The sequence below is a fragment of the Enterobacter huaxiensis genome (assembly GCF_003594935.2).
GTDB classification, from domain to species: domain Bacteria; phylum Pseudomonadota; class Gammaproteobacteria; order Enterobacterales; family Enterobacteriaceae; genus Enterobacter; species Enterobacter huaxiensis.
Map to the genome: position 1 here is coordinate 47,803 of NZ_CP043342.1, position 22,600 is coordinate 70,402.

Sequence of the window (22,600 nt, forward strand, 5' to 3'; positions counted from 1 at the left end):
ATCTGACAGAGTATGTCGCTATCATCAGAACAAGTGGATCTCTATTTAGGGTACAGAGGTATTACAGTAATTTTATTTCGCCATAGACTATCTCTGATATAGATGAATAATTTCTTCGGATAATTCACGCGCTAATAAGGAATTCATTAAGTGATCCTGCGCGTGCACCATAATTAAGGTCATCGGCTGGCGGGCTTCGCCCGCATCCTGCTCGATCAGTTTGGTCTGCATCTTGTGCGCCTGGCGCGCGTAGCCATCGGCTTCGCGCAGCAGGCTTTTCGCTTCGTCGATGTTGCCCTGACGCGCCGCGTGCAGCGCTTCAAAGCACAGGCTGCGGGACTGACCGGCATTGACGATAATTTCCATTACGGCTTCTTCTAAGACGATCATCACTATTACTCTCTGTCAAAACTGTTATTCAACGCGGTGGCGGCAAACCACTCTCCGCTCTTTTTAATAGTGCGCTTCTGCGTGGCTAAATCGAGCTGGATAAACCCGTAGCGATTTTTGTACGCATTGCACCATGACCAGTTATCAATAAACGTCCACATATGGTAGCCAAGACAATTGCACCCTTCGATAATACCCTTATGCAGCCAGGCTAAATGCTCAGAAATAAACTCAATGCGGTATTGATCGTTTATCTGGCCGTTTTCAATAAAGCGCTGCTCGTTTTCGACGCCCATGCCGTTTTCAGAAATAAAGCAGCGTGGGTTGCCGTAATTGTCGCGCAGGTTGACCAGAATATCGTAAATACCCGGCTCGTAGATTTCCCAGCCGCGGTACGGGTTCATCTTGCGGCCCGGCATCTCGTAGCTATCAAAGAACCACTCCGGCATAAACGGCGCCTGCGGGTTCACCGCGCTGTCGCGACACTTCACGCGACGCGGCTGATAGTAGTTCACGCCGAGCAGGTCGATTTTCCCTTCCGCAATCAGGAAACCGTCTTCCGGTTTACAGGCGGGTAATTGATCGTAGGATTTCAGCAGCGCTACGAGGTCCGCCGGGTATTCGCCGCGCAGGACCGGGTCAAGGAAGCTGCGGTTAAACATCAGGTCCGCAACGTTTGCCGCCTTCACGTCTGCCGGGTTCTGCGAGCGCGGATAGGACGGCGTCAGGTTCAGCACGATGCCAATTTCACCCGCGTAATGCCCGGCGCGATAGGCGCGGACGGCCTGCGCGTGGGCCAGCACGGTGTGATACGCCACGGTGGCTGCCCGCTTGAAATCCACCACGTTCGGATAGTGGAAGTCGTACAGATAGCCGCCTTCCACCGGCACGATCGGCTCGTTGAAGGTAAACCAGTGCAGCACGCGGTCGCCGAACAGCTCGAAGCAGATCTGCGCATAGCGGGCGTAAGCGTCCACCACGTCGCGGTTTTCCCAGCCGCCGATTTCCTGCATCGCCATCGGCATGTCGAAGTGGAACAGGGTCATAAACGGCGTGATGCCCTGCTCGTTTAGCTCATCAATCACCTGATTGTAAAAATCGACCGCTTCCGGGTTCACTTCACCGATGCCGTCGGGGATCAGGCGCGCCCAGCTAATCGAGGTGCGAAAGCTGTTGTGGTTCAGCTGCTTTAACAGCTGAATATCCGTTTTCCAGTGCTGATAGAACGTGGAGGTATGCTGCGGCCCCACGCCGTTGTGAAAACGGTTCGGCTCGCGGGCAAACCAGTAATCCCACGTGGTTTCACCCTCTCTTGCCCCTTCCGTCTGGAGAGCGGAGCTCGCGCTGCCCCACCAGAAGCTATCGGGAAATGCGTATTTCATGACCATTCCTCTTTGACTTAATTGCTAACTGTTTCAGCGTTACCGACGGTTGCCTGGGCCTTCTGCTCTTCGTTTTTGATGAGCGTACGCTCATAGGCGCGCAGGAACGGCAGATACATCAGCGCGGACATCACCATACAGACCAGACACATCACCACCGGGCTGAGCGCCCAGTTTGCCGCCCACGACGCGCCAATCGGTGCAGGGGTTGTCCACGGCGTTAACGACACAACCTGTGCCAGCCAGCCAAGCCGGGTTGCGCCGTACGCCAGGCAGGCGTTGACCAGCGGAACGAACACGAACGGGATAAACAGCATCGGGTTCATGATGATCGGCGCGCCGAACAGAATCGGCTCGTTGATGTTAAAGAAGCTTGGCACAACGCCCATTTTACCGATGGTGCGCAGGTGGGTAACGCGGCTGCGCAGCAGCAGGAACGCCAGCGGCAGGGTTGAACCTACGCCGCCAATCAGCAGGTAGTGATCCCAGAAGCCCTGCAGGTAAACGTGCGGCAGCGCCGCGCCTGCGGCGAGCGCCGCCTGGTTTGCGGAGAGGTTTGCCATCCAGAACGGGTTCATGATGCCGGTGACAATCAGCGAGCCGTGGATACCGGCGAACCAGAAGATCTGGCACAGCAGCACGGAGAGCAGAATGGCGGGCAGGGAGTCAGACGCGGACACCAGCGGCTCCAGCAGGTGCATGATCGCCTGCGGGATGATCATCCCGGTCTGCGCTTCGATAAACAGGTTCAGCGGGTGCAGCGTCCCGATCACCACCATCACCGGGATCAGGATCTCAAACGAGCGCGCCACGCCGGTCGGCACTTCCTTCGGCAGGCGAATGGTGACTTTGTTTTCCTTCAGCCACGCATACACGCGGGTGGAGTAAATCGCGGTGATAAGCGCAGTGAAAATCCCCTGGCCAGAAAGATACTGGGTCGAGATTTTGCCGTCGGCATAGGGCGCGGCGACCAGCAGGAAGGCCATAAAGGCCAGCAGGCCGGCCATCACCGGGTCGAGGTTGAACTGGCGTCCCAGGCTTGCCCCAATCCCCACCGAGATGAAGAAGGTCATGACGCCCATGCTGAGGTTAAACGGCAGCATCAGCTGCTCGCGGTAGGTCTGGGAGAAATCCAGCCAGCCGCGGGCAAAGCTGTTGGTGGTATCCGCCGAGAACGGCGGGAAGATGAACACCAGCATAAACGAGCCGATGATCATAAACGGCAGCGCGGCGGTAAAGCCGTCGCGGATTGCAATCACATACTTTTGCTGACCCAGCTTCGCGGCCAGCGGGGTAATTGACTGCTCAATCACCGCGACCATCGATTGATATAACGAACTCATGTGAACACCTTTTAGTGTGCCGCTTCGATGAGCGACAGAGCATAGTCCAGTACTTTATCGCCACGCTGCATGCCGTAGTCCATCATGTCGATGGGCTGTACCGGAATGCCTTGCGTCGCCGCCTTGTCTGAGAGCGTCTTTAACATGTATTTCACTTGCGGTCCGAGAAGGACAACCTGGTATTGCGGAAACTGCGTATCAAATTCGGAAACACCGTACGCATCAATCTTCACCGGCAAACCACGTTCATTCGCGACATCGACCATTTTGCTGACCAGCAGGCTGGTGGACATCCCGGCAGAGCAGCACAGCATAATCTTGAACATCGACAACCATCCTCTAAATGTAAAAAGTTATTGCGGAGATGATTGGACATCATACGGAAACCGGTTTCCATTTATAAAAGGCAGAAGTGTGACAACCATCAAGAAGCTGTGCTTATGGGGCTTATTACCACGATCTGCATCACGGAATTTGGCTGTTATGACGTCATTTTGAGTGGAAACGGAAAATCGGTTTCCATGAAAAACGGAAACGGATATACTCCGTACTGGCTATAATGTGAGCCGTAGCGGTAATGGAATTTGCAGGCGTGAAGTCGGCCTGCCAGGGGAGAGAGATGTCTACAATCAACGATGTATCACGTCTGGCCGGGGTGTCCAAAGCCACGGTATCACGGGTGTTGAGCGGGTCACGCGGCGTGAAGGAAGCCAGCCGTCAGGCCGTTTTAAAAGCGGTGGATGAGCTGAACTATCGGCCCAACGTGATTGCACAGTCGCTGCTCAGTCAGTCGACGGGCTGCATTGGCGTGATTTGCGCGCAGGAGAACATAAACCAGACCACCGGTTATCTGTACGCGCTGGAAAAACAGCTCAGCCAGCATCAAAAACACCTCCTGCTGCGTTTCGCGCACAGCAAAGCGGAAGTGATGAACGCCCTCGAAGAACTCTCCTGCGGCCTGTGTGACGACATCCTGGTGATTGGCGCGCGTTTCCCGCTGGACGTCGACATGGACAACGTCATTCTCGTTGACTGTATGGAGTCCGATAACGTCAACAGCATCCATTTCGATCACGCGTTTGCCGCCGAAACCGCCTGTAACTACCTCACCAGCCAGGGTCGCCGCCAGATTGCGCTGATCCACCCGCACGGCAGCGGTTTTGCCGACCAGGTGCTGCTCGGCTACAAGCACGCGCTGGAGAAAAACTTCCTCCCCTTTAATCGCAACCTCGTCTTTATGGACGCGACCTCGTCGTCCGTTGCGCTGCAGGAGCTGCTGAACAACGCCAGCACGCTGAACTTCAACGCGCTGCTGGTGGCCGACGAGCAGGAAGCCCAGCGGGTGATCCCGCAGCTGCAGGCGTTTAATAAATCGGTGCCGGACGACATCATGGTCTTCAGCCTGGGCGGGTCGCTGCACCTGCCGGGTATTCCGGTGATCCCGGCCATTGAGTATTCAATGGATGCGATGGCGGCCAGGATTGTCAGCTGGCTGACGGAGAAAACGCAGATGCTGGGGTCCTACGTGCTGCGCGGGGATCTCATTATTCCGGACGTGCGGAAGCGTTAAACGTGTGATGTAGGCCGGGTAAGCGCAGCGCCACCCGGCGAGCAGCATTCAATAGTCTTCCATACAATCTACCTGACTGACGGCATCCCAGTAGGCGTCCAGGTTGTCGCGCTTCACGGCGGTGATGGCGTTTTTGATCAGCAGCTGGTTGGCCTCCGACGACAAAATCATCGCCTGCCAGGCCTTATCGCTCTGTTTTTTCTGTGGCGTGCAGGTTTTCTTAATATCTTTAAGGACCTGCTGCTTTATTTGCGCCTCTTTCGCCGGATCCTCTTTTTCCTGAGCATGGACAAACGCGGCGAAGAGCAGACAAACCAGCAGGCAGACCAGATGCGCAGCTTTCATCAACAACCCCCTTTAGAATTCACATGCTTCCAATGAAATATATCGTTACATTCAGTGTAGCGACTCCAGTCAAAAGTATGAATTTACGCTTTCTGCGTCCGGGACCCGATTGCCAGCGCAATACAGTAGCTCAGGAGTATCGCCAGGCTCATTTTGAGCATCGTTTCTCCGCCGATACCGGCAAGGGGCGTTGCGATGCCGCCAAATAAAAACATCAGCATGCCCAGGATAGCCGACGCCGTGCCGGACTCCTTCACGTCGACGGCGCTCATCGCTTCTGAACCCGCAATGGTGCTAATCCCGCTGTTAAACGCGACGGTGAAAAAGAGTGCAACCAGCGCCGGCACGGATAGCTGCATCCACGCAAAGAGCAACGTCAGCCCCGCGCAGGACACGGCCAACACCAGGCCTATTTGCATTAACCCTTCCGCCGGATGGCGGCGTGCCAGGCGGGAGAAAATCAGCGCCGAGACGATAAGCCCGATACCGTTCACGCCGAACAGCAGGCTGAACTGCATTGCGCTCAGGCCATACTCGTTTTGCATCACAAAGGAGGATGCCCCGATATAGGAGAACAGGCCCGCCAGCATGAAGGCCTGGATCAGGCAGTAGCGCATGAAGCGACGATTTTTAAGTACTGTCCTGGCGGTTTGCGCCAGCGAACCCCCGCTCTGTTTCTCAGTGAGGGACTCGCGGATAAACAGCTGGCTGGCGATCAGCAGCGCCAGACCCGCCCCGGCCATCACCCAGAACAGCATCCGCCAGTCGAAGTGCGACGCGATATAGCCCCCGAGTACCGGAGACACCACGGGCGCGATGCCGTTAACCGTCATCAGCAGGGCAAAAAACTGCGTCAGCATCGTGCCGTGATAGCTATCGCGGGCGATGGAGCGTGCGAGTACGGAGCCGCCCGCACCGGCAACGCCCTGCACAAACCGCCAGCCGATCAGGGCGTAAATATTCTGCGTGCTCGCGCAAAGCACGGAGGCCATTACAAACAGCAGAAGCGAAAACAGCAGCGGCGTTTTACGTCCGATACGATCGCTTAGCGGGCCGAAAAAGAGTTGCCCCAGCCCCAGGCCAATCAGCGCCGAGGTCAGCGAAAGCTGGGTCAGCGTGGTGGAGGCGTTGAGCTCGGTGGCGATCTCCGGCAGCGCCGGAAGATAAAAATCAGAGCACAGCGGCCCGATCGCCGTCAGCAGGCCAAGAATGGCCGCAAAAGAAAAAGAGAGTTTTGCCATAGGTATTTACCCTGATGGCCGGGCAACGTTGCGCCGCCCGGCAGTGATGTTACTGGATCCCGCCGCCCAGCGACTGCCACAGCGTGATGCGGTTCTCCAGGTCGGTTTGCTGTAGCGCAATCAGCGATTCCTGCGCCGACCACAGCGACCGCTGCGCGGTCAGTACCGTCAGATAATCCCCTGCGCCCGCCTTATAGCTGCGGGTGGCCACATCCAGCGTTTTCTGCTCCGCCGCGACGTATTCGCGCTGGGCGTCGAGCTGCTCGCTCAGGGTTTCGCGTCGCGCCAGCGCGTCGGCCACGTCCTTAAACGCGCTCTGGATGGTTTTCTCATAGGTGGCGATCAGCCCTTTCTTCTCCGCTTCCGCATAGCGCAGCTGCGCCAGGTTGTTCCCGCCGCTGAACAGCGGCAGGGTGATGGACGGCGCGAATGACCAGACCTTCATCCCATGGCTGAACAGGGATGACAGCGAATCGCTGCCGACGCCCGCGCTGGCGGTCAGGGAAATGGTCGGGAAGAAGTTGGCGCGCGCCGCGCCGATGTTGGCGTTGGCGCTCAGCAGGTTATGCTCGGCCTCCTGAATGTCCGGGCGACGCAGCAGCGCGCTGGAGCTGACGCCCGCCGGGATCAGCGTGATGGCGTTATCGCTCAGGCTCTCCAGCGTGCCGGGCAGCAGGTTCTCCGGCACCGTATCGCCCGCCAGCAGGTTGAGGGCATTTTTATCCTGCATTACCAGCGTCCGGTAGCTCGCCACGCTGGCGCGCGCCTGCTGGTAAACCGCCATCGCCGAGCTGACGTCCGTGGCGGCCGCGACGCCTACTTCCTGCTGGCGTTTGACGATTTTGAGCGAGTTCGCGGCGCTCTCCATGGTGGATTCCGCCAGCGCCAGATTGCTGTTGTCCGCCGCCAGCGTCACCCAGGCCGTAGTCAGCTCGCTGACCATCGTCAGGCGCGTGTTCTGCGCGGTGAACTCGCTGGCAAGCCAGGTTTCACGCGCGGCGCGGGAGAGGCTCTGGTTGCGGCCAAACAGATCCAGCTCGAAGCTTGAGACCGCACCGTTGGCTTCGTCGCTGGTTGTCACGCCGCTCGCCAGCGTGCGGCTGCGGGTGTGGCTCAGCCCGGCGTCCACCGTCGGGAACAGGGATGAGCGCGTTTCACCATACAGGGCGCGGGCGGCGTCGATATCCGCAATCGCTTTTTGCACGTCGCGGTTGCTGTTAAGCCCCATCGTCACCACGCTTTTCAGCCGCGCATCGTTCATCACCTGCTGCCACTGGCTCACCACGGCGGTGGCTTCGCCGTGCGCGCCGGGCAAGGTTGCCGGGACGGGGGCGTCCGGACGCTGATACGTTGGGTCTAACGACACGCAGCCTGCGCTCAGCAGGGCTAACGCTAAAACAGTGACACGAAACATTATGGCCTCCGGTTTGCGTGCTTACCGGAGAACAGACGTTTCACCAGTACAAAGAATAAGGGGACGAAGAAAATCGCCAGCAGCGTGGCGGCCAGCGTCCCGCCGATGATGCCGGTACCGATCGCCACGCGGCTGTTGGCCCCGGCACCGGTGGCAATCGCCAGCGGCGTCACCCCTGCAATAAACGCCAGCGAGGTCATGATGATCGGACGCAGACGCGTCTGGGCGGCACGCAGCGCGGCGCGCGTCAGGGAGTACCCTTCTGCGACTTTGGCTTCGGCAAACTCCACAATCAGGATGGCGTTCTTCGACGACAGGCCGATGGTGGTCAGCAGCGCCACCTGGAAGTAGACGTCGTTGTTCAGCCCGCGCAGGGAGGCGGCGACGGCCGCGCCCAGCACGCCAAGCGGGATCACCAGAATGACCGAGATCGGCACCGACCAGCTCTCATACAGCGCCGCCAGGCACAGGAACACGACCAGGATGGAGAGGGCATACAGGCTCATCGCCTGGCCGCTCGCCAGCTTTTCCTGCAGCGACAAGCCGCTCCACGCCCAGGTGCTGCCGGACGGCAGGCTGTTTGCCAGCTGCTCCATTTTGCTCATCGCCGTGCCGGAGCTTGCGCCGCTGGCGTTTTCGCCCTGAATTTCATACGCCGCCGAGCCGTTGTAGCGCACCAGGCTTTCCGGGCCATACTCCCAGCGGGTGGTGGCGAAGGCGGAGAACGGGGTCATGGTGCTGTCGCTGCCGCGCACAAACCATTTGTTGAGATCCGACGGCACGGCGCGGTAGTCGCTGTCGCCCTGGATGTAGACCTTTTTCACGCGGCCGCGATCGATAAAATCGTTCACGTAGGTCCCGCCCCAGGCGCTGGAGAGGGTGTCGGTAACGTCGCTCAGGGACAGCCCCAGCGACACGGCCTTGTTGTTATCAATATCCACCTGCAGCTGCGGCATCTGCGGCAGATCGTTGGCGCGCACGGCGTGCAGCGAATCGTCCTGATTGGCTTCGCCAATCAGCTGGTTACGCAGCTTCAGCAGCGCGTCGCGGTCGGTGCCGCCGCTGGCCATCAGCTCAAAGGTAAAGCCGTTGCTCTGGCCTAAACCATCAACCGCCGGAGGCGTCATGGCGAATATAGTGGCATCCCGAACGGTGCTCAGCTCCTGCGTGGCGCGCAGGGCAATGGCCTGCGCGGTATTCTCGTCGCCTTTACGCTCTGACCAGTTTTTCAGGGAGACGAACGCCATCCCGGCGTTCTGGCCGCTGCCGCTGAAGCTGAAGCCTTCAATGGTGAAGATGACGTTGGTATTGGCTTTCTCTTTGGTGAGGAACCACTCGCGCACCTGGCGGCTTACCTCGGCGGTACGTACCGTGGTTGCGCCAGCAGGCAGGGTGTACTGCACCATGATTTCGCCCTGATCTTCCGTCGGCAGGAAGCTGCCCGGCAGCTTCAGCATCGCGAAGCCCATCGCGCCGCAGAGCAGGGCGTAGATGACCATCATGCCGCCGGAGCGGCGCAGGGCGCGCAGTACCTTGTTCTGGTAGCCGTGCTCGGTCCTGCTGTAGAAGCGGTTAAACGCGCCGAAGAAGCCCTTTTTGTGCGGGGGCGTATGGCGCAGGATCGCGCCGCAGAGCGCCGGGGTCAGGGTTAACGCCACCACCACGGAGAGGAACATCGCCGAAATAATGGTGACCGAGAACTGGCGGTAAATCACCCCGGTGGAGCCGCCAAAGAAGGCCATCGGCAGGAATACCGCGGAGAGCACCAGCGCAATGGCGATCAGCGCGCCGGAGATTTCGCCCATCGATTTTTCGGTCGCTTCACGGGCGGGCAGCCCCTCGTCGCGCATAATACGCTCGACGTTTTCCACCACCACGATGGCGTCATCCACCAGAAGCCCAATCGCCAGCACCATCGCAAACAGCGTCAGGGTATTGATGGAGTAGCCGAACAGCGCCAGCACGCCGAAGGTGCCCAGCAGAACGACCGGTACCGCCAGCGCCGGGATCAGCGTCGCGCGGATGTTCTGCAGGAACAGGTACATCACTACCACCACGAGGATAATGGCTTCGAACAGGGTCTGAATCACGTCCTCAACGGAGATCTTGATGAACTCGGTGCTGTCCTTCGGGTAGGCCACGTCGTAGCCTTCCGGCATCGACTTTTTGAACTCGGCAATCTTGTCTTTTACCGCCGTGGCGGTGTTGAGCGCGTTCGCGCCCGGTGAGAGCATGACCGCCATACCCGCCGCCGGGTGGCCGTTCAGCTTCGCCGTGGCGGTGTAGTCTTCGCTGCCCATCTCCACGCGGGCGACGTCGCTAATGTGCACGACCGCGCCGTTGGACTGGCTCTTCACGATGATCTTTTTGAACTGATCGACCGTCTGCAGGCGCGACTGGGCGCGCACGGTGGCGGTCAGCTGCTGGGCATTAGACGAGGGCAGCGCGCCGATTTTACCGGCGGAGACCTGCACGTTCTGGGCTTCGATCGCGCTCTGCACGTCGGACGGCATCAGCGAGTACGACGCCAGCTTCGCCGGATCGAGCCAGATGCGCATGGCGTATTCCGCCCCGAACACCTGCAGGCTCCCGACGCCCTCCACGCGCGCCAGCGGGTCCTGCATATTGCTCACCAGCCAGTCGGCGATATCCGAGCTGCTGGCGGCGTCGGTTTTGTCATACACGCCCATGATCAGCAGGAAGTTGCTCTGCGATTTCTCGACGGTAATGCCGGACTGCTGCACCTCGGTCGGCAGGCGGGATTCCGCCTGCTGAACCTTGTTCTGCACCTGCACCTGCGCGGTGTCCGGGTCGGTTCCCTGCTCGAAGGTGACGTTGATGCTTACCGACCCGTCCGAGCTGCTGGTGGAGGTGAAGTAGAGCAGGTTATCCAGCCCGGTGAGCTGCTGCTCGATCACCTGCGTCACGCTGTTTTCCAGCGTCTGCGCGGAGGCGCCGGTGTAGGTGGCGGAGATTTTGATCGACGGCGGGGCAACGTCCGGATACTGCGCTACCGGCAGCGTGCGGATCGCCAGCATCCCGGCGAGCATGATGAGAATAGCGATGACCCAGGCAAAGACCGGGCGACGCACGAAGAAGCGGGAGAACATCAGGCGTTTCCTCCGCTGGCTTTCATCTCTTCGGCTTTCACTTCCTGCCCGGCGGTGACTTTGTCGGTGCCTTCTACAATCAGCTTATCGCCCGCCTTCAGGCCGCTCAGTACCAGCCATTTGTCGCCATAGGTATCGCCCGTCTCCAGCTGACGCTGCTCGACCTTGCTGCTGGCGTTTACCACCAGCGCGGTGGCGGTGCCTTTGGCGTCGCGGGTGATGCCCTGCTGCGGGGCGAGGATCGCGTCGCTCATGACGCCTTCATCCACTCTTGCGCGAACGAACATGCCGGGCAGAAGCTGATGCTGCGGGTTAGGGAAGACGGCGCGCAGGGTGACGGAGCCGGTCGATTCATCTACCGCCACTTCGGTTAACGCCAGACGGCCTTTCTCGCCGTAGGTGCTGCCGTCTTCGAGGATTAACGACACGCTCAGCGTATCGCTGTTGGTGGCAAGGGTTTGCTTGCGTAAACGCAGCAGATCGGCGCTGGAACGCGTGAGATCGACGTACATGCTGTCGAGCCCGCGAACGGTGGCGAGGGCGGTATCCTGCTGGGCTGTCACCAGCGCGCCGGGGGTCACGGAGGAGATGCCGATGCGTCCGGCAATCGGCGCGGTGACGGTGGTCCAGTTGAGGTTAATGCGGGCGCTTTCCTGCGCGGCCTTCTTTGACTCGACGCTGGCCTTGTCCTGCGCGCAGGTGGACTTCGCGTCCTCGGCGTCCTGACGCGACACGCCGTCGTCTTTCACCAGCTGCGCATAGCGCTGGGCTTTCTGGCAGTCGGCCTGCACCAGCGCCTGCGCCTGCTTCAGCGCCGCGGCGGCTTCATCGTAGGCTGCGCGGTAGCTGGCGGGGTCGATCTGATACAGCGCCTGCCCGGCCTTTACCGTATCGCCTTCGGTGAACAGCCGCTTCTGAATAATGCCGCCCACCTGCGGGCGCACTTCGGCGCTCATGGCGGCGGCGGTGCGCCCGGTCAGCTCGCTGACGACGGAGACCGGCTGGCTCATGAGCGTGACAATCCCCACTTCCGGTAAAGGACGCTGGGGAGCAGATGTTTGCGCATTGTCGCACCCTGTCAGGAGGAGTAATGCCGCGATGGAGGTTGTTATGGTTTTCATAATCTTTTTCCAGGGTGAACGATGCCTGTCCTGTTAATCGCTTAACAGGAAGGAGGGCTAATTAAAGGCACAGCGATACCGCATCTCTGGCTGAGCCAGAAATGTAAAAAAGGGGAATTACTTATTCCCGCTAATTATTCATATGCGATTACTTCGCAGTGAAAAGCATATTTAAAATATCCTGATAAAGGGGTTCTAATTGTTCTGACGGCACTTTTAACGGCGTGAGTCGTCGGTAAATCGTTCCTTCGATCATCACGGCGGTAATCTCCACGCAGCAGCGAATATGCTCGTCGCTCAGGTGGGGAAACTGTTTTTTCAGATGCGCGCAGGCGTTGGCGAACATGCGCGATTCGGCTTCGATCAGCATGGCGGCAACCTGAGGATTGCGCGTGGCCTCGGCGGACATTTCGAGCATCAGCGCATCGTCGTCTTCGTTGAGGGTCTGTCGCCATGCGAGCGCCTGCGGCATCCCTTCCACCAGGGTTTTACCCTGCATCTCCTCGATGCGCGAGTCGATGATGCGACGGATCATCTCTTCAATAATCGCGTCTTTGTTACTGAAATAACGGTAAATTTGTCCGACGCTGAGCCTCGCCTCGCTGGCAATCTGCGACATGCTGGCGGCGTGAAACCCGCTGGCGCGAAAGCAGCGGCGCGCGGCGGTAACGATCTCGTCCTGGCGCAGTTTTTGACGTTCTTCCAGCTTAGTGCTCATCGTCGGCTACCGTGTAAAAGTGAGAATGATCGTTCTCATTATACGTTTTAGGCGCGTATTGGAAAGACTTTTTTTATTTACATATTGAAGGAATATTTCCTGGTTTAAACAATGGAGGAAATAAGGAGTTTTTATGAAGGTTAAGCTGTGAGATATTCAGATTGCGCTGAAAATAAGGAGAACAATATGCATCTGAGCACGACTGATAACGTCACACCGCAGGAAAAAGAAGAGTTATTAACGGGGCTAAGAGCCTATAACGGGCAGTTTTTAGATCTGGCAACCTTTAGCGGCGATATTGGCGTTTACGTGCGAGACGATAATGGCGCAATGCTGGGCGGGTTAATCGGGGTGCGTAAAGGCGACTGGCTGAATATCGACTTTCTGTGGGTCAGCGATACCGTTCGGGGTTCCGGCGTGGGCAGCCAGCTCATCAAAACGGCCGAAGACGAAGCGCGACGCAAAGGCTGCAGGCACGCGCTGGTCGATACCGCCAGCTTCCAGGCGCGCCCTTTCTATGAAAAACAGGGCTACCAGCTGCAGATGTCCCTGCAGGATTACCCGTATGAGGGCATGCAGCGCCACTATCTGGCGAAGGCGCTTTAACCGCCCATCCCGTTGCCAATCACCGCCAGCGCATGACGCACAATTCGGTCCGGCGAGAGGGCATTTAGCCTCTCGTCATTGCGCATGCGTGAGAACGGCACCAGCACCAGGCTCAGCAGCGTGGTGAACAGCAGTTCCGGGGCCAGTTCATTATTCAGCTTCCCTTCCTGCTGCCAGCCTTTGATGGTGGCGAGCGTCGCCTGATATTTTTCATCGCCAAACCGCGCCTGGAGATGGGTGCGCAGAACGGGCATCTCACCGATCACTTCCTGCATCCACAGGGGAGCAAACCAGCGATACTCTTCGGCCAGCTCGGCCAGCACCTTCACCATTTGCGTGAGGGCAATGACGGGAGAGTCGCGGTTATCGGCGAAAATGGTGCCGATCTTGCTGCGTAACGGCAGGAAACGCTCCTCAACCATTGCATCCAACAGCTGCTCTCGGGAGTTGAAGTAGTAGTGCAGCATCGCAGGCGTGACGCCTGCCTCTTTGGCGATAGCGTTCAACGAGGTGTTGGCGATCCCCTGACGAGAAAAAAGGTTAAGGGCGATATCCAGCAGCTGCTCGCGGCTGGCGGTGACGCGCTTGCCGCCGCGCGGACGTCCCGGGCGGCGCGGTTCAGAATTGTCTTTTTGTGCTGACATGGTCGCAGTATCTCTTGATCTTATTCATCACTTACACAAATATTAATTATACGATTAATTAATTTCAAGTGATGTCTTATGGAGTCCGACGTAATGACTCAACCTGCGCAAAAAGCGCCGTCGATTAAGCTGCTGTTCAGCGCCCTGCTGCTGGTGATGCTGCTCTCTGCGCTGGATCAGACCATTGTCTCTACCGCGCTGCCGACCATCGTCGGCGAGCTTGGGGGGCTGGATAAGCTCTCATGGGTGGTAACGGCCTATATCCTCAGCTCCACCATCGTGGTGCCGCTGTACGGCAAGTTCGGCGATCTGTTTGGGCGTAAAATCGTCCTGCAAATCGCGATTGTCCTTTTCCTCGTGGGCTCCGCGCTGTGCGGGCTGGCGCAAAACATGACTCAGCTGGTGCTGATGCGCGCCCTGCAGGGGCTGGGCGGCGGCGGCCTGATGGTCATCAGCATGGCCGCCGTCGCGGACGTGATCCCGCCGGCCGATCGCGGGCGCTATCAGGGGCTGTTTGGCGGCGTATTCGGGCTGGCGACGGTCATTGGGCCGCTGATCGGCGGGTTTATCGTCCAGCACGTCTCCTGGCGCTGGATTTTCTACATCAACCTGCCGCTGGGGCTGTTTGCCCTGCTGGTGATTGGTGCGGTGTTCCACGGCAGCGCGCGGCGCAGCAGGCATGAGATTGACTATCTGGGGGCGATTTACCTCAGCATGGCGCTGCTGTGCATCATCCTGTTTACCACCGAAGGCGGAACCGTTCGCCAGTGGAGCGACCCGCAGCTGTGGTGCATTCTGGCCTTTGGCCTGACGGGCATTGCCGGGTTTATCTATGAGGAGCGGCTGGCGTGGGAGCCAATCATCCCGCTGTCGCTGTTCCGCGACCGCAGCTTCCTGCTCTGCAGCCTGATTGGCTTTATCATCGGCATGTCGCTGTTCGGCTCGGTGACCTTCCTGCCGCTGTACCTGCAGGTCGTGAAAGACGCCACGCCAACGCAGGCCGGCCTGCAGCTCATCCCGCTGATGGGCGGGCTGCTGCTGACCTCCATTATCAGCGGGCGGATCATCAGCCGTACCGGGAGATACCGTCTGTTCCCGATCCTCGGCACGCTGCTCGGCGTGGTGGGGATGTTTTTACTGACCCGGATTTCTATCTCGTCTCCGACCTGGCAGCTGTACCTGTTCACCAGCGTGCTGGGCATGGGGCTGGGCCTGGTGATGCAGGTGCTGGTTCTTGCGGTGCAGAACAGCGTGTCGGCGGATCAATACGGCGTAGCCACCTCTGGCGTCACGCTCTTCCGTTCCATTGGCGGGGCCATTGGCGTCGCGCTGTTTGGCGCGGTGTTCACGAACGTTCTGCAGTCAGGGCTGGTCGACAGGCTGCCTGAAGGGGCGGAACTGCCGCGCGAGCTGAACCCGACCGCCATTCATCATCTGCCAGACGCCCTGAGGCTGGACTATCTCGATGCGTTCGGCTCGGCCATCCACGCGGTGTTCCTGCTGGCGGCGGGGATTATGGTGCTGGCGTTTGCGCTGTCGTGGTTTTTACGTGAGGCGCCGCTGCGTCGGCAGGCGTGACTCCATCGCCCGGTGGCGCTTTGTTTACCGGGCCTACAACACCTCCGGGCGTAGGTCGGGTAAGCGTAGCGCCACCCGACAATAGGCCGCATATAACGTATCCTTCTTATTGATTCCTTTTCGTTTTTTAGAGAGCCGTCTCGTTGTCGATATAGTCTTCTAAACGTTTATCAAAAGGAACTTCTCGTGAAACTTCGACTGGGTGCGCTTCTCCTGACTGGGCTGCTGCTCGCGGGCTGTGACCAAAACAGCAACGATGCCAAACACATTAAGGTCGGCGTGATTAACGGCGCCGAGCAGGACGTGGCGGAAGTCGCCAAAAAGGTGGCAAAAGAGAAGTATGGGCTGGACGTGGAGCTGGTCGGCTTTAGCGGCTCGCTGCTGCCCAACGATTCCACCAACCACGGGGAGCTGGACGCCAACGTGTTCCAGCATCGTCCGTTCCTGGCGGAAGATAACAAGGCGCACGGCTACAGGCTGGTTGCAGTTGCCAACACCTTCGTTTTCCCGATGGCCGGCTACTCCCGCAAGATTAAAGCGGTGTCTGAGCTGAAGGACGGCGCAACCGTTGCCATCCCTAATGACCCAACCAACCTCGGCCGCGCGCTGCTGCTGCTGCAAAAAGAGAAGCTGGTTACCCTCAAGCCAGACGTTGGCCTGCTGCCAACGGCGCTGGATATCACGGCAAACCCGAAGAACCTGAAGATTATGGAGCTTGAAGGCGCGCAGCTGCCGCGCGTGCTGGACGACCCGAAAGTGGATGTCGCCATCATCAGCACCACCTATCTCCAGCAAACCGGGCTTTCTCCGGTTCACGATAGCGTCTTCATCGAAGATAAAAATTCGCCGTACGTGAACATTGTCGTCACGCGTGAAGACAACAAAGACGCCGAAAACGTGAAGGAGTTTATTCAGTCCTATCAGTCTCCTGAGGTGGCAAAAGCCGCTGAGACGATCTTCAACGGCGGGGCGGTGCCGGGCTGGTAATCTGCTGGCCTTAGCGCGTCACCCGTGCATCAATCCGGCTTTCCGGCCAGAGGAAACCCTGGCCGAAGCGTGCCCCCGTTGCACGGGCTCGTTCCAGATCCTGTGAGTTCTCTATACCTTCTATGACGATACGGCCAGCAATCCCGGTTTTAACCGTGTCGATATACGGGGCAAGCGGCGCAGGTGAATTCAGCTCTGAACGATCGATTTTTACCCCGTCGAGCGCAAGTGCAAGGTGCTTGAATTCTTCTGTCAGCTCGCGAGTGAGATCGTCCAGCCAGATCTTCCAGCCCGCCGCCCTGAGCTGATTAAGGGTCTTACGCAGGCGCTGCCGTTCAGCTTCGTGCATGCGGGTGATGGTCAGCGGGTCCTGTATCTCTATCGTCAAACGCTGCTGGTGGCGCAGCGAAAGCAATAGCCGGACGGCGCGATCGTCAAGGAAGTGTTCAGCCGGAAGGTTTAACCAGTAATGGCCGCGATCTGGCATCTGCAGGAGGGTAGTCGCCTGCCAGAAAAAAATCTGCAGCGCAGAACGGGCAGGGAGTGAGGCAAAGAAAACGTCAAGATTGACGTTGTGGATCTCCACGAGAACTTCATGCGCGACAACGTGGCCTGAATGAAAGTCGACAAGCGGCTGGAATCGCAGCCCTGAGATGCTTTGCAATACGGGAGAGGGGAGAACGGTATACATGGAACAGCCTTCAGAAAACGAAAAAAGGTTCCCGCGGACACGGGAACAAAAGGCAAACGACACACGGTCAAATACTTAATTCAATATCCAGCGGATGCTTTGGTAGAACGAAGGGCCTCGCACCGCCTTCAGTTTGTTCATGGCATTATTCTTGTAGAAATAAACCAGCCTCACGTTGCAGCCCAGCTGGCGGGCAATCTGCTTGGTTTTCAGGTTACAGGAGTAGCCGCGCAGTACGCTGGCCTCCTCGCTGGACAATCTTGCCGGAGTGCGCAGGCGGGTCGTCATGCTCACGTTATAGAGACCGGGCGCCTGCGGCGTCTGGCTCATCAGGATTTGCCACAGCGCTTTGATATCGCCGAGAGAAACCCTTTTGCTGATGACCCCGTCAACATGCTTAAACTTCAAATAACCGACGGACAACGAATAGATATAGATCTTAGCCCCGGGCTGCTTTTGCTTAATACACAGAATATCGTCATTGGTTGTGACTCTGAAATGACCGGTATTCAGCGGGTCGTAAATAATAATGTCATACGGCTGTTCGCTAAGCGCAAGATCTTCGATATGCGTAAACCCATGGAAAATGACATCCTGTTGTACCTCTGACTCACGCTTTCCTAATGATTGCAGGCCAATCATGGTGAATTCACAGCTATCAACCACGGCAACGTGAATTGTTTTTTTGTTTATCATTGGCATTCTCCTTTCGCTGAATAATCAGTCCCTGGAAGAGAAAATAGCGAACTACTTTTTTAATTGTCTGATGCGACGGAGTAAATGTAAGCCAACAGAAACAGAGGAGTAAAGAGCATGCTAATTATTGGGGGAATATAAAAATGAAAAATTGATTTAATGATAAATACAACTGCTTTAATCTTTTAATAATCTTCACGTTAGATTTTTATCCTGGCAATAGCCCAATATTAAGCTTTAGTCTGGTTTTAAATACCGTTAATCCACGGATTTTACGTGGTTTTCCTGCCGTATTGTCAGAAAAAATCATAGTCAGAGCGCGATCTCTCCTGCATTCTTGCATTCCTTAACGACAGAGCTAAAGGATAAAATAGAAGTTATTCTATAAATTTAATATCCCTGTTCAGAATTTTAGCATTCAGGAGGATAAAATCCTGGCGCGAAGAGGTTGTGACTGCAGGAGGCATAACCTATTATCATTTTCTTTTTTACGATAATTTAGACATAATATGATAAATGCTGAAACTCCCGTCAGGGTGATGATATTCTACAAAATAAATATATTTGCGGAGGTAATATGTCAGGCCCTCCAGAATCTTCTCCCCGATTACGAATTGCAGATCACCATCATCGACTCAACAGAAAAAATGCTGACGTCTCTGGCGGATGATGCTTTTGATGTTTTTATTACCGAGTTTAATTATCTTCTTAATCACAAAGAGTGGAGCACTGAGACCAGCGCTCGCTTAACGCTTTTATGTAAGTCAAACGCTGTTCGACGCGTTCTTTTTGTTCCCGATCTGCAGTATGGGTTATTAAAAAAAGTGCTGGAGATGAAGTTTGAACTGACCATCAGCCTGCAGGATGAGATGACAGAGCTGAAAAATGAGCTGCATACGCTCATGCTGACAGAAGAGCCGAAACCGGTCGTCTCTTCCTGGCTCAGGAAAGCGATGAGGGCAGGATCGCGGTCGCGTTCCGTGCTCTCATCAAGGGAATGGGAGGTGATTCATTTGATCGTGGAAGGGTACTCTATTACCGAGATTGCCCGTCACCGAAACCGCTCCGTAAGCACAATTGCCACGCAGAAACACAATGCGATGAAGAAGCTCAATCTTTCCAACCATAGCGAGTTGATTAGGTATCTGCAGACGGTTGGAAAGATGGGAGGCTAGCCCGCGTCAGGGGTAGATGATATTCAACGTTGCGGAGGTATTGATCTTCCCCTGAGACACTTTTGCGGGTGCCCAAACAGAGTAGTACGCCGCCATAGGCAGGGTGAAGTGCTCGCTCAGCGCCCCGCCTGCCGCCACGTTGAAAATCATCGTGGCGTTACCGCGGCTGGTGGTAGACGTTGAAAAAATGACCGGCATTTGCGGATTATTACGCTGAATCAGCCGCAGGCCCACGCCCTGAGCGGCGCCGCTGGTGCTGTCGATCAGCACGGAACTGTCGGTCGACAGCAGCTGCGTGCTGGAGAGGAACATCTCAATAGCCCGGTCTGAATTGCCGTTAGCGCCCACGTTCTGGCAGCTCATGTTCAGCGAGAAAGGCGTCAACCCTGGTTGTGAAGCCGCGTTCAGCTGAGGAATGCCGAGCGTTGGGAGTTTGACGGTCAGCCCGGCGTTATCGAACGAGCAGGTGGTCAGCTTCGGCGCATATTTGATGGTCATCGGCTGGCCGAACATGTCGCGGTTGTCGTAGGGCCACTGGAATCCGTTGAACAGCCACTGGACAATCTTCACCAGCTGGCTGATTGGCCAGCCGATGATTTCCCAGAATGACATGCCGCTCATATCGCTCACGAACATCACGTCACTCATGGTTGCCGTGTCCCCGGCGAGCGTGGTCCCGCTCTGGTTCACGAGCGTGAAGCGCACCGTAAATGGCGTGTTCAGCTCCGACGCCGTATGGCTGCCGCTGGCGGAGAGCGTCTTGTTGGGCTGGGTGCTGGTGATCTCCGCGTGCACCATATATTTGTTGTTGCTGAACCCGAGTATGGTGGCGTAGCTGCTGTTGGTTGACAGGATCGGGGTATAGGAGAACTCGCTGTTGCTCGTTGAACAGTTAAACGAGCCGCTGTACTGCGTGGTATAGCTCCCCGTCCAGGTCGGCGTGGCCGGGCTGAGCTTGTCGGACAAATCAACGCTGATAGGCGTGCCGTAGACAATGCTGCCGCCGGAGCAGGTGGCGTAGCTGGCGGTGCTGACGCACGCCAGAAGCAGAAGAGTGAAGAACCTTAACATAATGATATTCCGTAATTAATGGCAAACCGATGACGGACTGTCCAGCCCCCAGGCCGGTGCGGAGATTTCGCATGTGCCGCCGCGAAGATGAACGTTGAGCGCGCGCGGCGGCTGTTCGGCACGGATATAGAGCACGCTTGCCTGGCCGACGTAACCCACAGATTCGCCTTTTTCATCCAGCACTTCGGTCCCAAATGGCAGCGGCCTGCCGTCGGCGCGCGTGGCGCGAAGCACCCATGACTGACGTTTGTCGGTTTCAAAGCGAACGTAGTTCACGGCGCCATCGTACGGAGCCACGTTGGCCATGTTGCCGAGCACTTCCGCGCCCGAGCTGTTTTCGGTTTCAGACAGCGTGATTGAGTTCTTGCGGTAGGGGGTTGCGTAAGGCACCAGCGCCACGCCGTCGCGATTGGTCACGATGCTTTCGTCCCCGTTCACCATCAGCCCCTCGGCCTGCGGCGCGTCCACGATTGTCATGGTCGAACCGGTTTCGTTGGAGGCGAGAACATGCCACGGGTAAGCCACCAGGCTTCCGCGTCCGTTGAGACCGGTCTGGCGGTAGTCTGAAGATTCACTGTAAGAGCCGCCAAGGGTGGCAAAACTGGAGCGATAGGCCGTGTTAACGCTTGCCGAGTTATTTCCTCCTCGCGCGTTACTGCCTGAGAAGGTGTAGCTCAGGCGGTTCGACTCCAGCGCGTTGCCGCTCATGCTGATATTGCTCTGCTCGTAGTGAGAATCGCTGGCCGTCAGGCTGGAGGTTATCCATGCATTATTATCAAACAGCGAGAACGGCAGGCTGAGCGAGAGATAAAAGCGCGTCTCTTCCGCCCTGTCGCTGTTACGGACGCGGCTTGCCGAAAGGGTATAGCTGGCGCGGCCGATCGCGTTTGAATATCCGGCCTGATATTCGCGCGTGGTTTGCTGTGAATTCCAGTAATCACGCTGCGTCCCGGAAATAAACACCGTCCCCCAGCTCTCTGCCAGGCGCTGGTTCAGGTTGAGCGTTAAGGTATTTTTAGGCTGCGCCGCGCGCAGGGCATCCCAGGTGCTCATCGACATTTCCGGCGCAACGCCGAACCGATCTTCATACTCGTCGTACTGCTCTTTCAGGCGCTGATAGCCTTCGCGCGAATAGAGCGCATCGCTAAAGCTGTAATAGCCTTTGGTGGAATAACGGTAGGCCGCCAGCGTGAAGTTGGTGGCGGTGGTGTTAATAAACTTGCTGTACGACACGCGAAAGCTTTGGCCGCTGTCGGTGCGATCCTGCAGCGTGGTTTTCGCCTGGGTGACGTCAAAGGAAACGGCGCCGAAAGGAAAATTCCAGCCCGTTCCGATCAGCCCGGCCTGGTAGTTATCGCTGACGATCGTTCCCGTGTAGCCGGTAATGAGGTTATTGAATCCGTAGCGCAGCGTGGCCTGCAGGAATGCCGGATCGGCGTCCAGCGTATTTTGATGAACTTTACCCGCGACCACGCTGTACTGGCTCACGCCCTCTTTCAACATGCCGGGAACCGCAGAAAACGGTACGGTAAAAGATTGCTGAGAGCCATCGGCCTCGCGAACCACGACCAGCAGATCGCCGGCCGACCCCGTGGGCTGGATGCTGTCGAGCGTGAACTGTCCCGGCGGAACGTTTTCCTGATAGATAACGTTGCCATTCTGGGAGACTTTTACCAGGGCGTTAGTGCGCGCCACGCCGTGGATCACCGGCGAGAAGCCCTGCTGGGAGTTTGGCCGCATTTTCATGTCTGACGCCAGAGAGACCCCGCGCACGCGAAGAGAGTCAAACAGATCGCCCGGAATATAAAAGTCCCCCAGCGTCAGGTTTGACGTCAGCGAGGCCAGCGGGCGGCGCAGATAGCGGGTGTTGTTTTGCCAGCGACTGTCGCCGCTGGCCGATTTTTGCCAGGTGCTGCTGTCGCGAAACTGCCAGCCGAACAGGTTCGCGCCGGAGTCCAGCCCGGCGTAAAAATCGTCGTTGGTCTCTTTTGCCGTTCCTTTTGTACGCGTGTTGTACCAGGTCGTGTTCCAGGAGAGCATCAGCGCCGGTATGCCCTCGCTCCAGAATTGGGGGGCAATATAGCCCTCTTCGGTACGCAGCAGGGCTGCCTGCGGAACCGTGAGCGCCAGGCTCAGGGTGCCCGGATCGGTTTTGACCTCACCGCCCTGAACTAAATCATGTAACTGAACCTCTCCCCGCGCGATGGCCGGTGCAGGAATGGCCTTCATGCTGATCCCCAGCGACTGCGCGTCTTTCCAGGCAAGATGAATGTCATCCGGCCGTTCGCCGTAGGTCACGCTGTAGCGCCCCTTCCAGCTCCCGTTTACGTAGATGTCCATTTCCTGCTTGCCGGCAGGCATGAGGTTGTTTTCGTAAAAACGTGACAGATCGGACTCACCGGATGCGCCAGCAAGCAGAGAGGTATCAAACGACACGGCCCCTGATTTATGCGAAAGCAGAAGCGAGCAGACTGCCAGCAGACAGAGTCTGTTTTGTTTCAATTTCATGGTGAGTCTT

Annotated in this window: 20 protein-coding genes; 5 read left to right on the plus strand and 15 right to left on the minus strand. The window is 57.4% G+C overall.

The annotated features are described in order from the left end of the window. Positions 1 to 87: 87 nt before the first annotated feature. Genes D5067_RS00230 through D5067_RS00245 form a run of 4 tightly spaced genes read right to left on the minus strand, consistent with a single transcriptional unit; the run spans position 88 to position 3,441 of the window. Positions 88 to 390 carry a PTS lactose/cellobiose transporter subunit IIA gene (locus D5067_RS00230; RefSeq protein ID WP_028015653.1) on the minus strand — a complete coding sequence of 101 codons (303 nt, stop codon included), beginning with the start codon at positions 388 to 390 and terminating at the stop codon, positions 88 to 90. Between the two features lie 5 nt (positions 391 to 395). Then, complete coding sequence (gene gmuD, locus D5067_RS00235) at positions 396 to 1,772, minus strand: 6-phospho-beta-glucosidase GmuD (RefSeq protein WP_119936427.1); 1,377 nt, start codon at positions 1,770 to 1,772, stop codon at positions 396 to 398. A gap of 17 nt (positions 1,773 to 1,789) precedes the next feature. Next, positions 1,790 to 3,115 (minus strand): PTS sugar transporter subunit IIC, encoded by a 1,326-nt coding sequence (locus D5067_RS00240; protein ID WP_119936426.1) that lies wholly within the window; start codon positions 3,113 to 3,115, stop codon positions 1,790 to 1,792. A gap of 11 nt (positions 3,116 to 3,126) precedes the next feature. Beyond that, positions 3,127 to 3,441, minus strand: a complete 315-nt coding sequence (locus D5067_RS00245) for a PTS sugar transporter subunit IIB (RefSeq protein ID WP_119936425.1) — start codon at positions 3,439 to 3,441, stop codon at positions 3,127 to 3,129. Between the two features lie 293 nt (positions 3,442 to 3,734). Between D5067_RS00245 and D5067_RS00250 the strand changes: the two genes are divergently transcribed. Beyond that, on the plus strand, positions 3,735 to 4,685 hold the full coding sequence (locus D5067_RS00250; protein ID WP_119936424.1) for a LacI family DNA-binding transcriptional regulator: 951 nt from the start codon (positions 3,735 to 3,737) through the stop codon (positions 4,683 to 4,685). Between the two features lie 48 nt (positions 4,686 to 4,733). Here D5067_RS00250 and D5067_RS00255 read toward each other — a convergent pair whose 3' ends face one another. The 6 genes from D5067_RS00255 to D5067_RS00280 form a co-directional block, all read right to left on the minus strand. After that, a complete protein-coding gene (locus tag D5067_RS00255; RefSeq protein WP_104949781.1) occupies positions 4,734 to 5,030 on the minus strand; it encodes a YicS family protein in 297 nt (98 codons plus the stop codon). Positions 5,031 to 5,113: 83 nt separating this feature from the next. Next, positions 5,114 to 6,271: a multidrug effflux MFS transporter gene (locus D5067_RS00260; RefSeq protein ID WP_119936423.1), complete on the minus strand. Its 1,158-nt coding sequence runs from the start codon at positions 6,269 to 6,271 to the stop codon at positions 5,114 to 5,116. 49 nt (positions 6,272 to 6,320) lie between these two features. Further along, entirely contained in the window at positions 6,321 to 7,685 is a 1,365-nt protein-coding gene (locus D5067_RS00265; protein WP_119936422.1) for an efflux transporter outer membrane subunit, read from the minus strand. Continuing rightward, positions 7,685 to 10,795: an efflux RND transporter permease subunit gene (locus tag D5067_RS00270; protein WP_119936421.1), complete on the minus strand. Its 3,111-nt coding sequence runs from the start codon at positions 10,793 to 10,795 to the stop codon at positions 7,685 to 7,687. Before D5067_RS00270 ends, D5067_RS00265 begins: the two co-directional genes overlap by 1 nt. After that, the gene (locus D5067_RS00275) at positions 10,795 to 11,916 is read right to left on the minus strand and encodes an efflux RND transporter periplasmic adaptor subunit (protein ID WP_119936420.1); all 1,122 of its coding nucleotides are present in this window, start codon (positions 11,914 to 11,916) and stop codon (positions 10,795 to 10,797) included. The genes D5067_RS00270 and D5067_RS00275 overlap by 1 nt, the downstream gene beginning before the upstream one ends. 148 nt (positions 11,917 to 12,064) lie before the next feature. After that, positions 12,065 to 12,634, minus strand: coding sequence for a TetR/AcrR family transcriptional regulator (locus tag D5067_RS00280; RefSeq protein WP_119936419.1), 570 nt, complete (start codon positions 12,632 to 12,634; stop codon positions 12,065 to 12,067). A 186-nt stretch (positions 12,635 to 12,820) separates the two neighbouring features. Here D5067_RS00280 and D5067_RS00285 point away from each other — a divergent pair, with 186 nt between their 5' ends. After that, positions 12,821 to 13,240 (plus strand): GNAT family N-acetyltransferase, encoded by a 420-nt coding sequence (locus tag D5067_RS00285; RefSeq protein WP_119936418.1) that lies wholly within the window; start codon positions 12,821 to 12,823, stop codon positions 13,238 to 13,240. On the opposite strand, the gene D5067_RS00290 is transcribed toward D5067_RS00285, so the two are convergent. Then, positions 13,237 to 13,884 (minus strand): TetR/AcrR family transcriptional regulator, encoded by a 648-nt coding sequence (locus D5067_RS00290; protein WP_119936417.1) that lies wholly within the window; start codon positions 13,882 to 13,884, stop codon positions 13,237 to 13,239. The genes D5067_RS00285 and D5067_RS00290 overlap by 4 nt on opposite strands. A gap of 78 nt (positions 13,885 to 13,962) precedes the next feature. Between D5067_RS00290 and D5067_RS00295 the strand changes: the two genes are divergently transcribed. Further along, positions 13,963 to 15,462 carry an MDR family MFS transporter gene (locus D5067_RS00295; protein ID WP_119936416.1) on the plus strand — a complete coding sequence of 500 codons (1,500 nt, stop codon included), beginning with the start codon at positions 13,963 to 13,965 and terminating at the stop codon, positions 15,460 to 15,462. A 186-nt stretch (positions 15,463 to 15,648) separates the two neighbouring features. Then, complete coding sequence (nlpA, locus tag D5067_RS00300; protein ID WP_119936415.1) at positions 15,649 to 16,449, plus strand: lipoprotein NlpA; 801 nt, start codon at positions 15,649 to 15,651, stop codon at positions 16,447 to 16,449. 10 nt (positions 16,450 to 16,459) lie between these two features. Here nlpA and D5067_RS00305 read toward each other — a convergent pair whose 3' ends face one another. Together D5067_RS00305 and D5067_RS00310 are read right to left on the minus strand one after the other, a co-directional pair. Then, on the minus strand, positions 16,460 to 17,140 hold the full coding sequence (locus tag D5067_RS00305; RefSeq protein ID WP_119936414.1) for an EAL domain-containing protein: 681 nt from the start codon (positions 17,138 to 17,140) through the stop codon (positions 16,460 to 16,462). A gap of 75 nt (positions 17,141 to 17,215) precedes the next feature. Next, positions 17,216 to 17,836, minus strand: a complete 621-nt coding sequence (locus D5067_RS00310) for a LuxR C-terminal-related transcriptional regulator (RefSeq protein ID WP_119936413.1) — start codon at positions 17,834 to 17,836, stop codon at positions 17,216 to 17,218. A gap of 614 nt (positions 17,837 to 18,450) precedes the next feature. Between D5067_RS00310 and D5067_RS00315 the strand changes: the two genes are divergently transcribed. Next, entirely contained in the window at positions 18,451 to 19,011 is a 561-nt protein-coding gene (locus D5067_RS00315) for a LuxR C-terminal-related transcriptional regulator (RefSeq protein ID WP_233606894.1), read from the plus strand. 6 nt (positions 19,012 to 19,017) lie between these two features. On the opposite strand, the gene D5067_RS00320 is transcribed toward D5067_RS00315, so the two are convergent. Together D5067_RS00320 and D5067_RS00325 are read right to left on the minus strand one after the other, a co-directional pair. Then, on the minus strand, positions 19,018 to 20,082 hold the full coding sequence (locus D5067_RS00320; RefSeq protein ID WP_119936411.1) for a fimbrial protein: 1,065 nt from the start codon (positions 20,080 to 20,082) through the stop codon (positions 19,018 to 19,020). A gap of 15 nt (positions 20,083 to 20,097) precedes the next feature. After that, the gene (locus D5067_RS00325; protein ID WP_119936410.1) at positions 20,098 to 22,590 is read right to left on the minus strand and encodes a fimbria/pilus outer membrane usher protein; all 2,493 of its coding nucleotides are present in this window, start codon (positions 22,588 to 22,590) and stop codon (positions 20,098 to 20,100) included. Positions 22,591 to 22,600: the final 10 nt, after the last annotated feature.

Bases quoted from the DNA above. Each gene is read 5' to 3' on its own strand.
- D5067_RS00230 (WP_028015653.1), bottom strand. From the start codon at position 390: ATGATCGTCTTAGAAGAAGCCGTAATGGAAATTATCGTCAATGCCGGT.
- D5067_RS00305 (WP_119936414.1), bottom strand. From the start codon at position 17,140: ATGTATACCGTTCTCCCCTCTCCCGTATTGCAAAGCATCTCAGGGCTG.
- D5067_RS00270 (WP_119936421.1), bottom strand. From the start codon at position 10,795: ATGTTCTCCCGCTTCTTCGTGCGTCGCCCGGTCTTTGCCTGGGTCATC.
- D5067_RS00245 (WP_119936425.1), bottom strand. From the start codon at position 3,441: ATGTTCAAGATTATGCTGTGCTGCTCTGCCGGGATGTCCACCAGCCTG.
- D5067_RS00240 (WP_119936426.1), bottom strand. From the start codon at position 3,115: ATGAGTTCGTTATATCAATCGATGGTCGCGGTGATTGAGCAGTCAATT.
- D5067_RS00250 (WP_119936424.1), top strand. From the start codon at position 3,735: ATGTCTACAATCAACGATGTATCACGTCTGGCCGGGGTGTCCAAAGCC.
- D5067_RS00265 (WP_119936422.1), bottom strand. From the start codon at position 7,685: ATGTTTCGTGTCACTGTTTTAGCGTTAGCCCTGCTGAGCGCAGGCTGC.
- D5067_RS00320 (WP_119936411.1), bottom strand. From the start codon at position 20,082: ATGTTAAGGTTCTTCACTCTTCTGCTTCTGGCGTGCGTCAGCACCGCC.
- D5067_RS00260 (WP_119936423.1), bottom strand. From the start codon at position 6,271: ATGGCAAAACTCTCTTTTTCTTTTGCGGCCATTCTTGGCCTGCTGACG.
- D5067_RS00280 (WP_119936419.1), bottom strand. From the start codon at position 12,634: ATGAGCACTAAGCTGGAAGAACGTCAAAAACTGCGCCAGGACGAGATC.
- D5067_RS00290 (WP_119936417.1), bottom strand. From the start codon at position 13,884: ATGTCAGCACAAAAAGACAATTCTGAACCGCGCCGCCCGGGACGTCCG.
- D5067_RS00255 (WP_104949781.1), bottom strand. From the start codon at position 5,030: ATGAAAGCTGCGCATCTGGTCTGCCTGCTGGTTTGTCTGCTCTTCGCC.
- D5067_RS00285 (WP_119936418.1), top strand. From the start codon at position 12,821: ATGCATCTGAGCACGACTGATAACGTCACACCGCAGGAAAAAGAAGAG.
- gmuD (WP_119936427.1), bottom strand. From the start codon at position 1,772: ATGAAATACGCATTTCCCGATAGCTTCTGGTGGGGCAGCGCGAGCTCC.
- D5067_RS00275 (WP_119936420.1), bottom strand. From the start codon at position 11,916: ATGAAAACCATAACAACCTCCATCGCGGCATTACTCCTCCTGACAGGG.
- D5067_RS00295 (WP_119936416.1), top strand. From the start codon at position 13,963: ATGGAGTCCGACGTAATGACTCAACCTGCGCAAAAAGCGCCGTCGATT.
- D5067_RS00325 (WP_119936410.1), bottom strand. From the start codon at position 22,590: ATGAAATTGAAACAAAACAGACTCTGTCTGCTGGCAGTCTGCTCGCTT.
- D5067_RS00310 (WP_119936413.1), bottom strand. From the start codon at position 17,836: ATGATAAACAAAAAAACAATTCACGTTGCCGTGGTTGATAGCTGTGAA.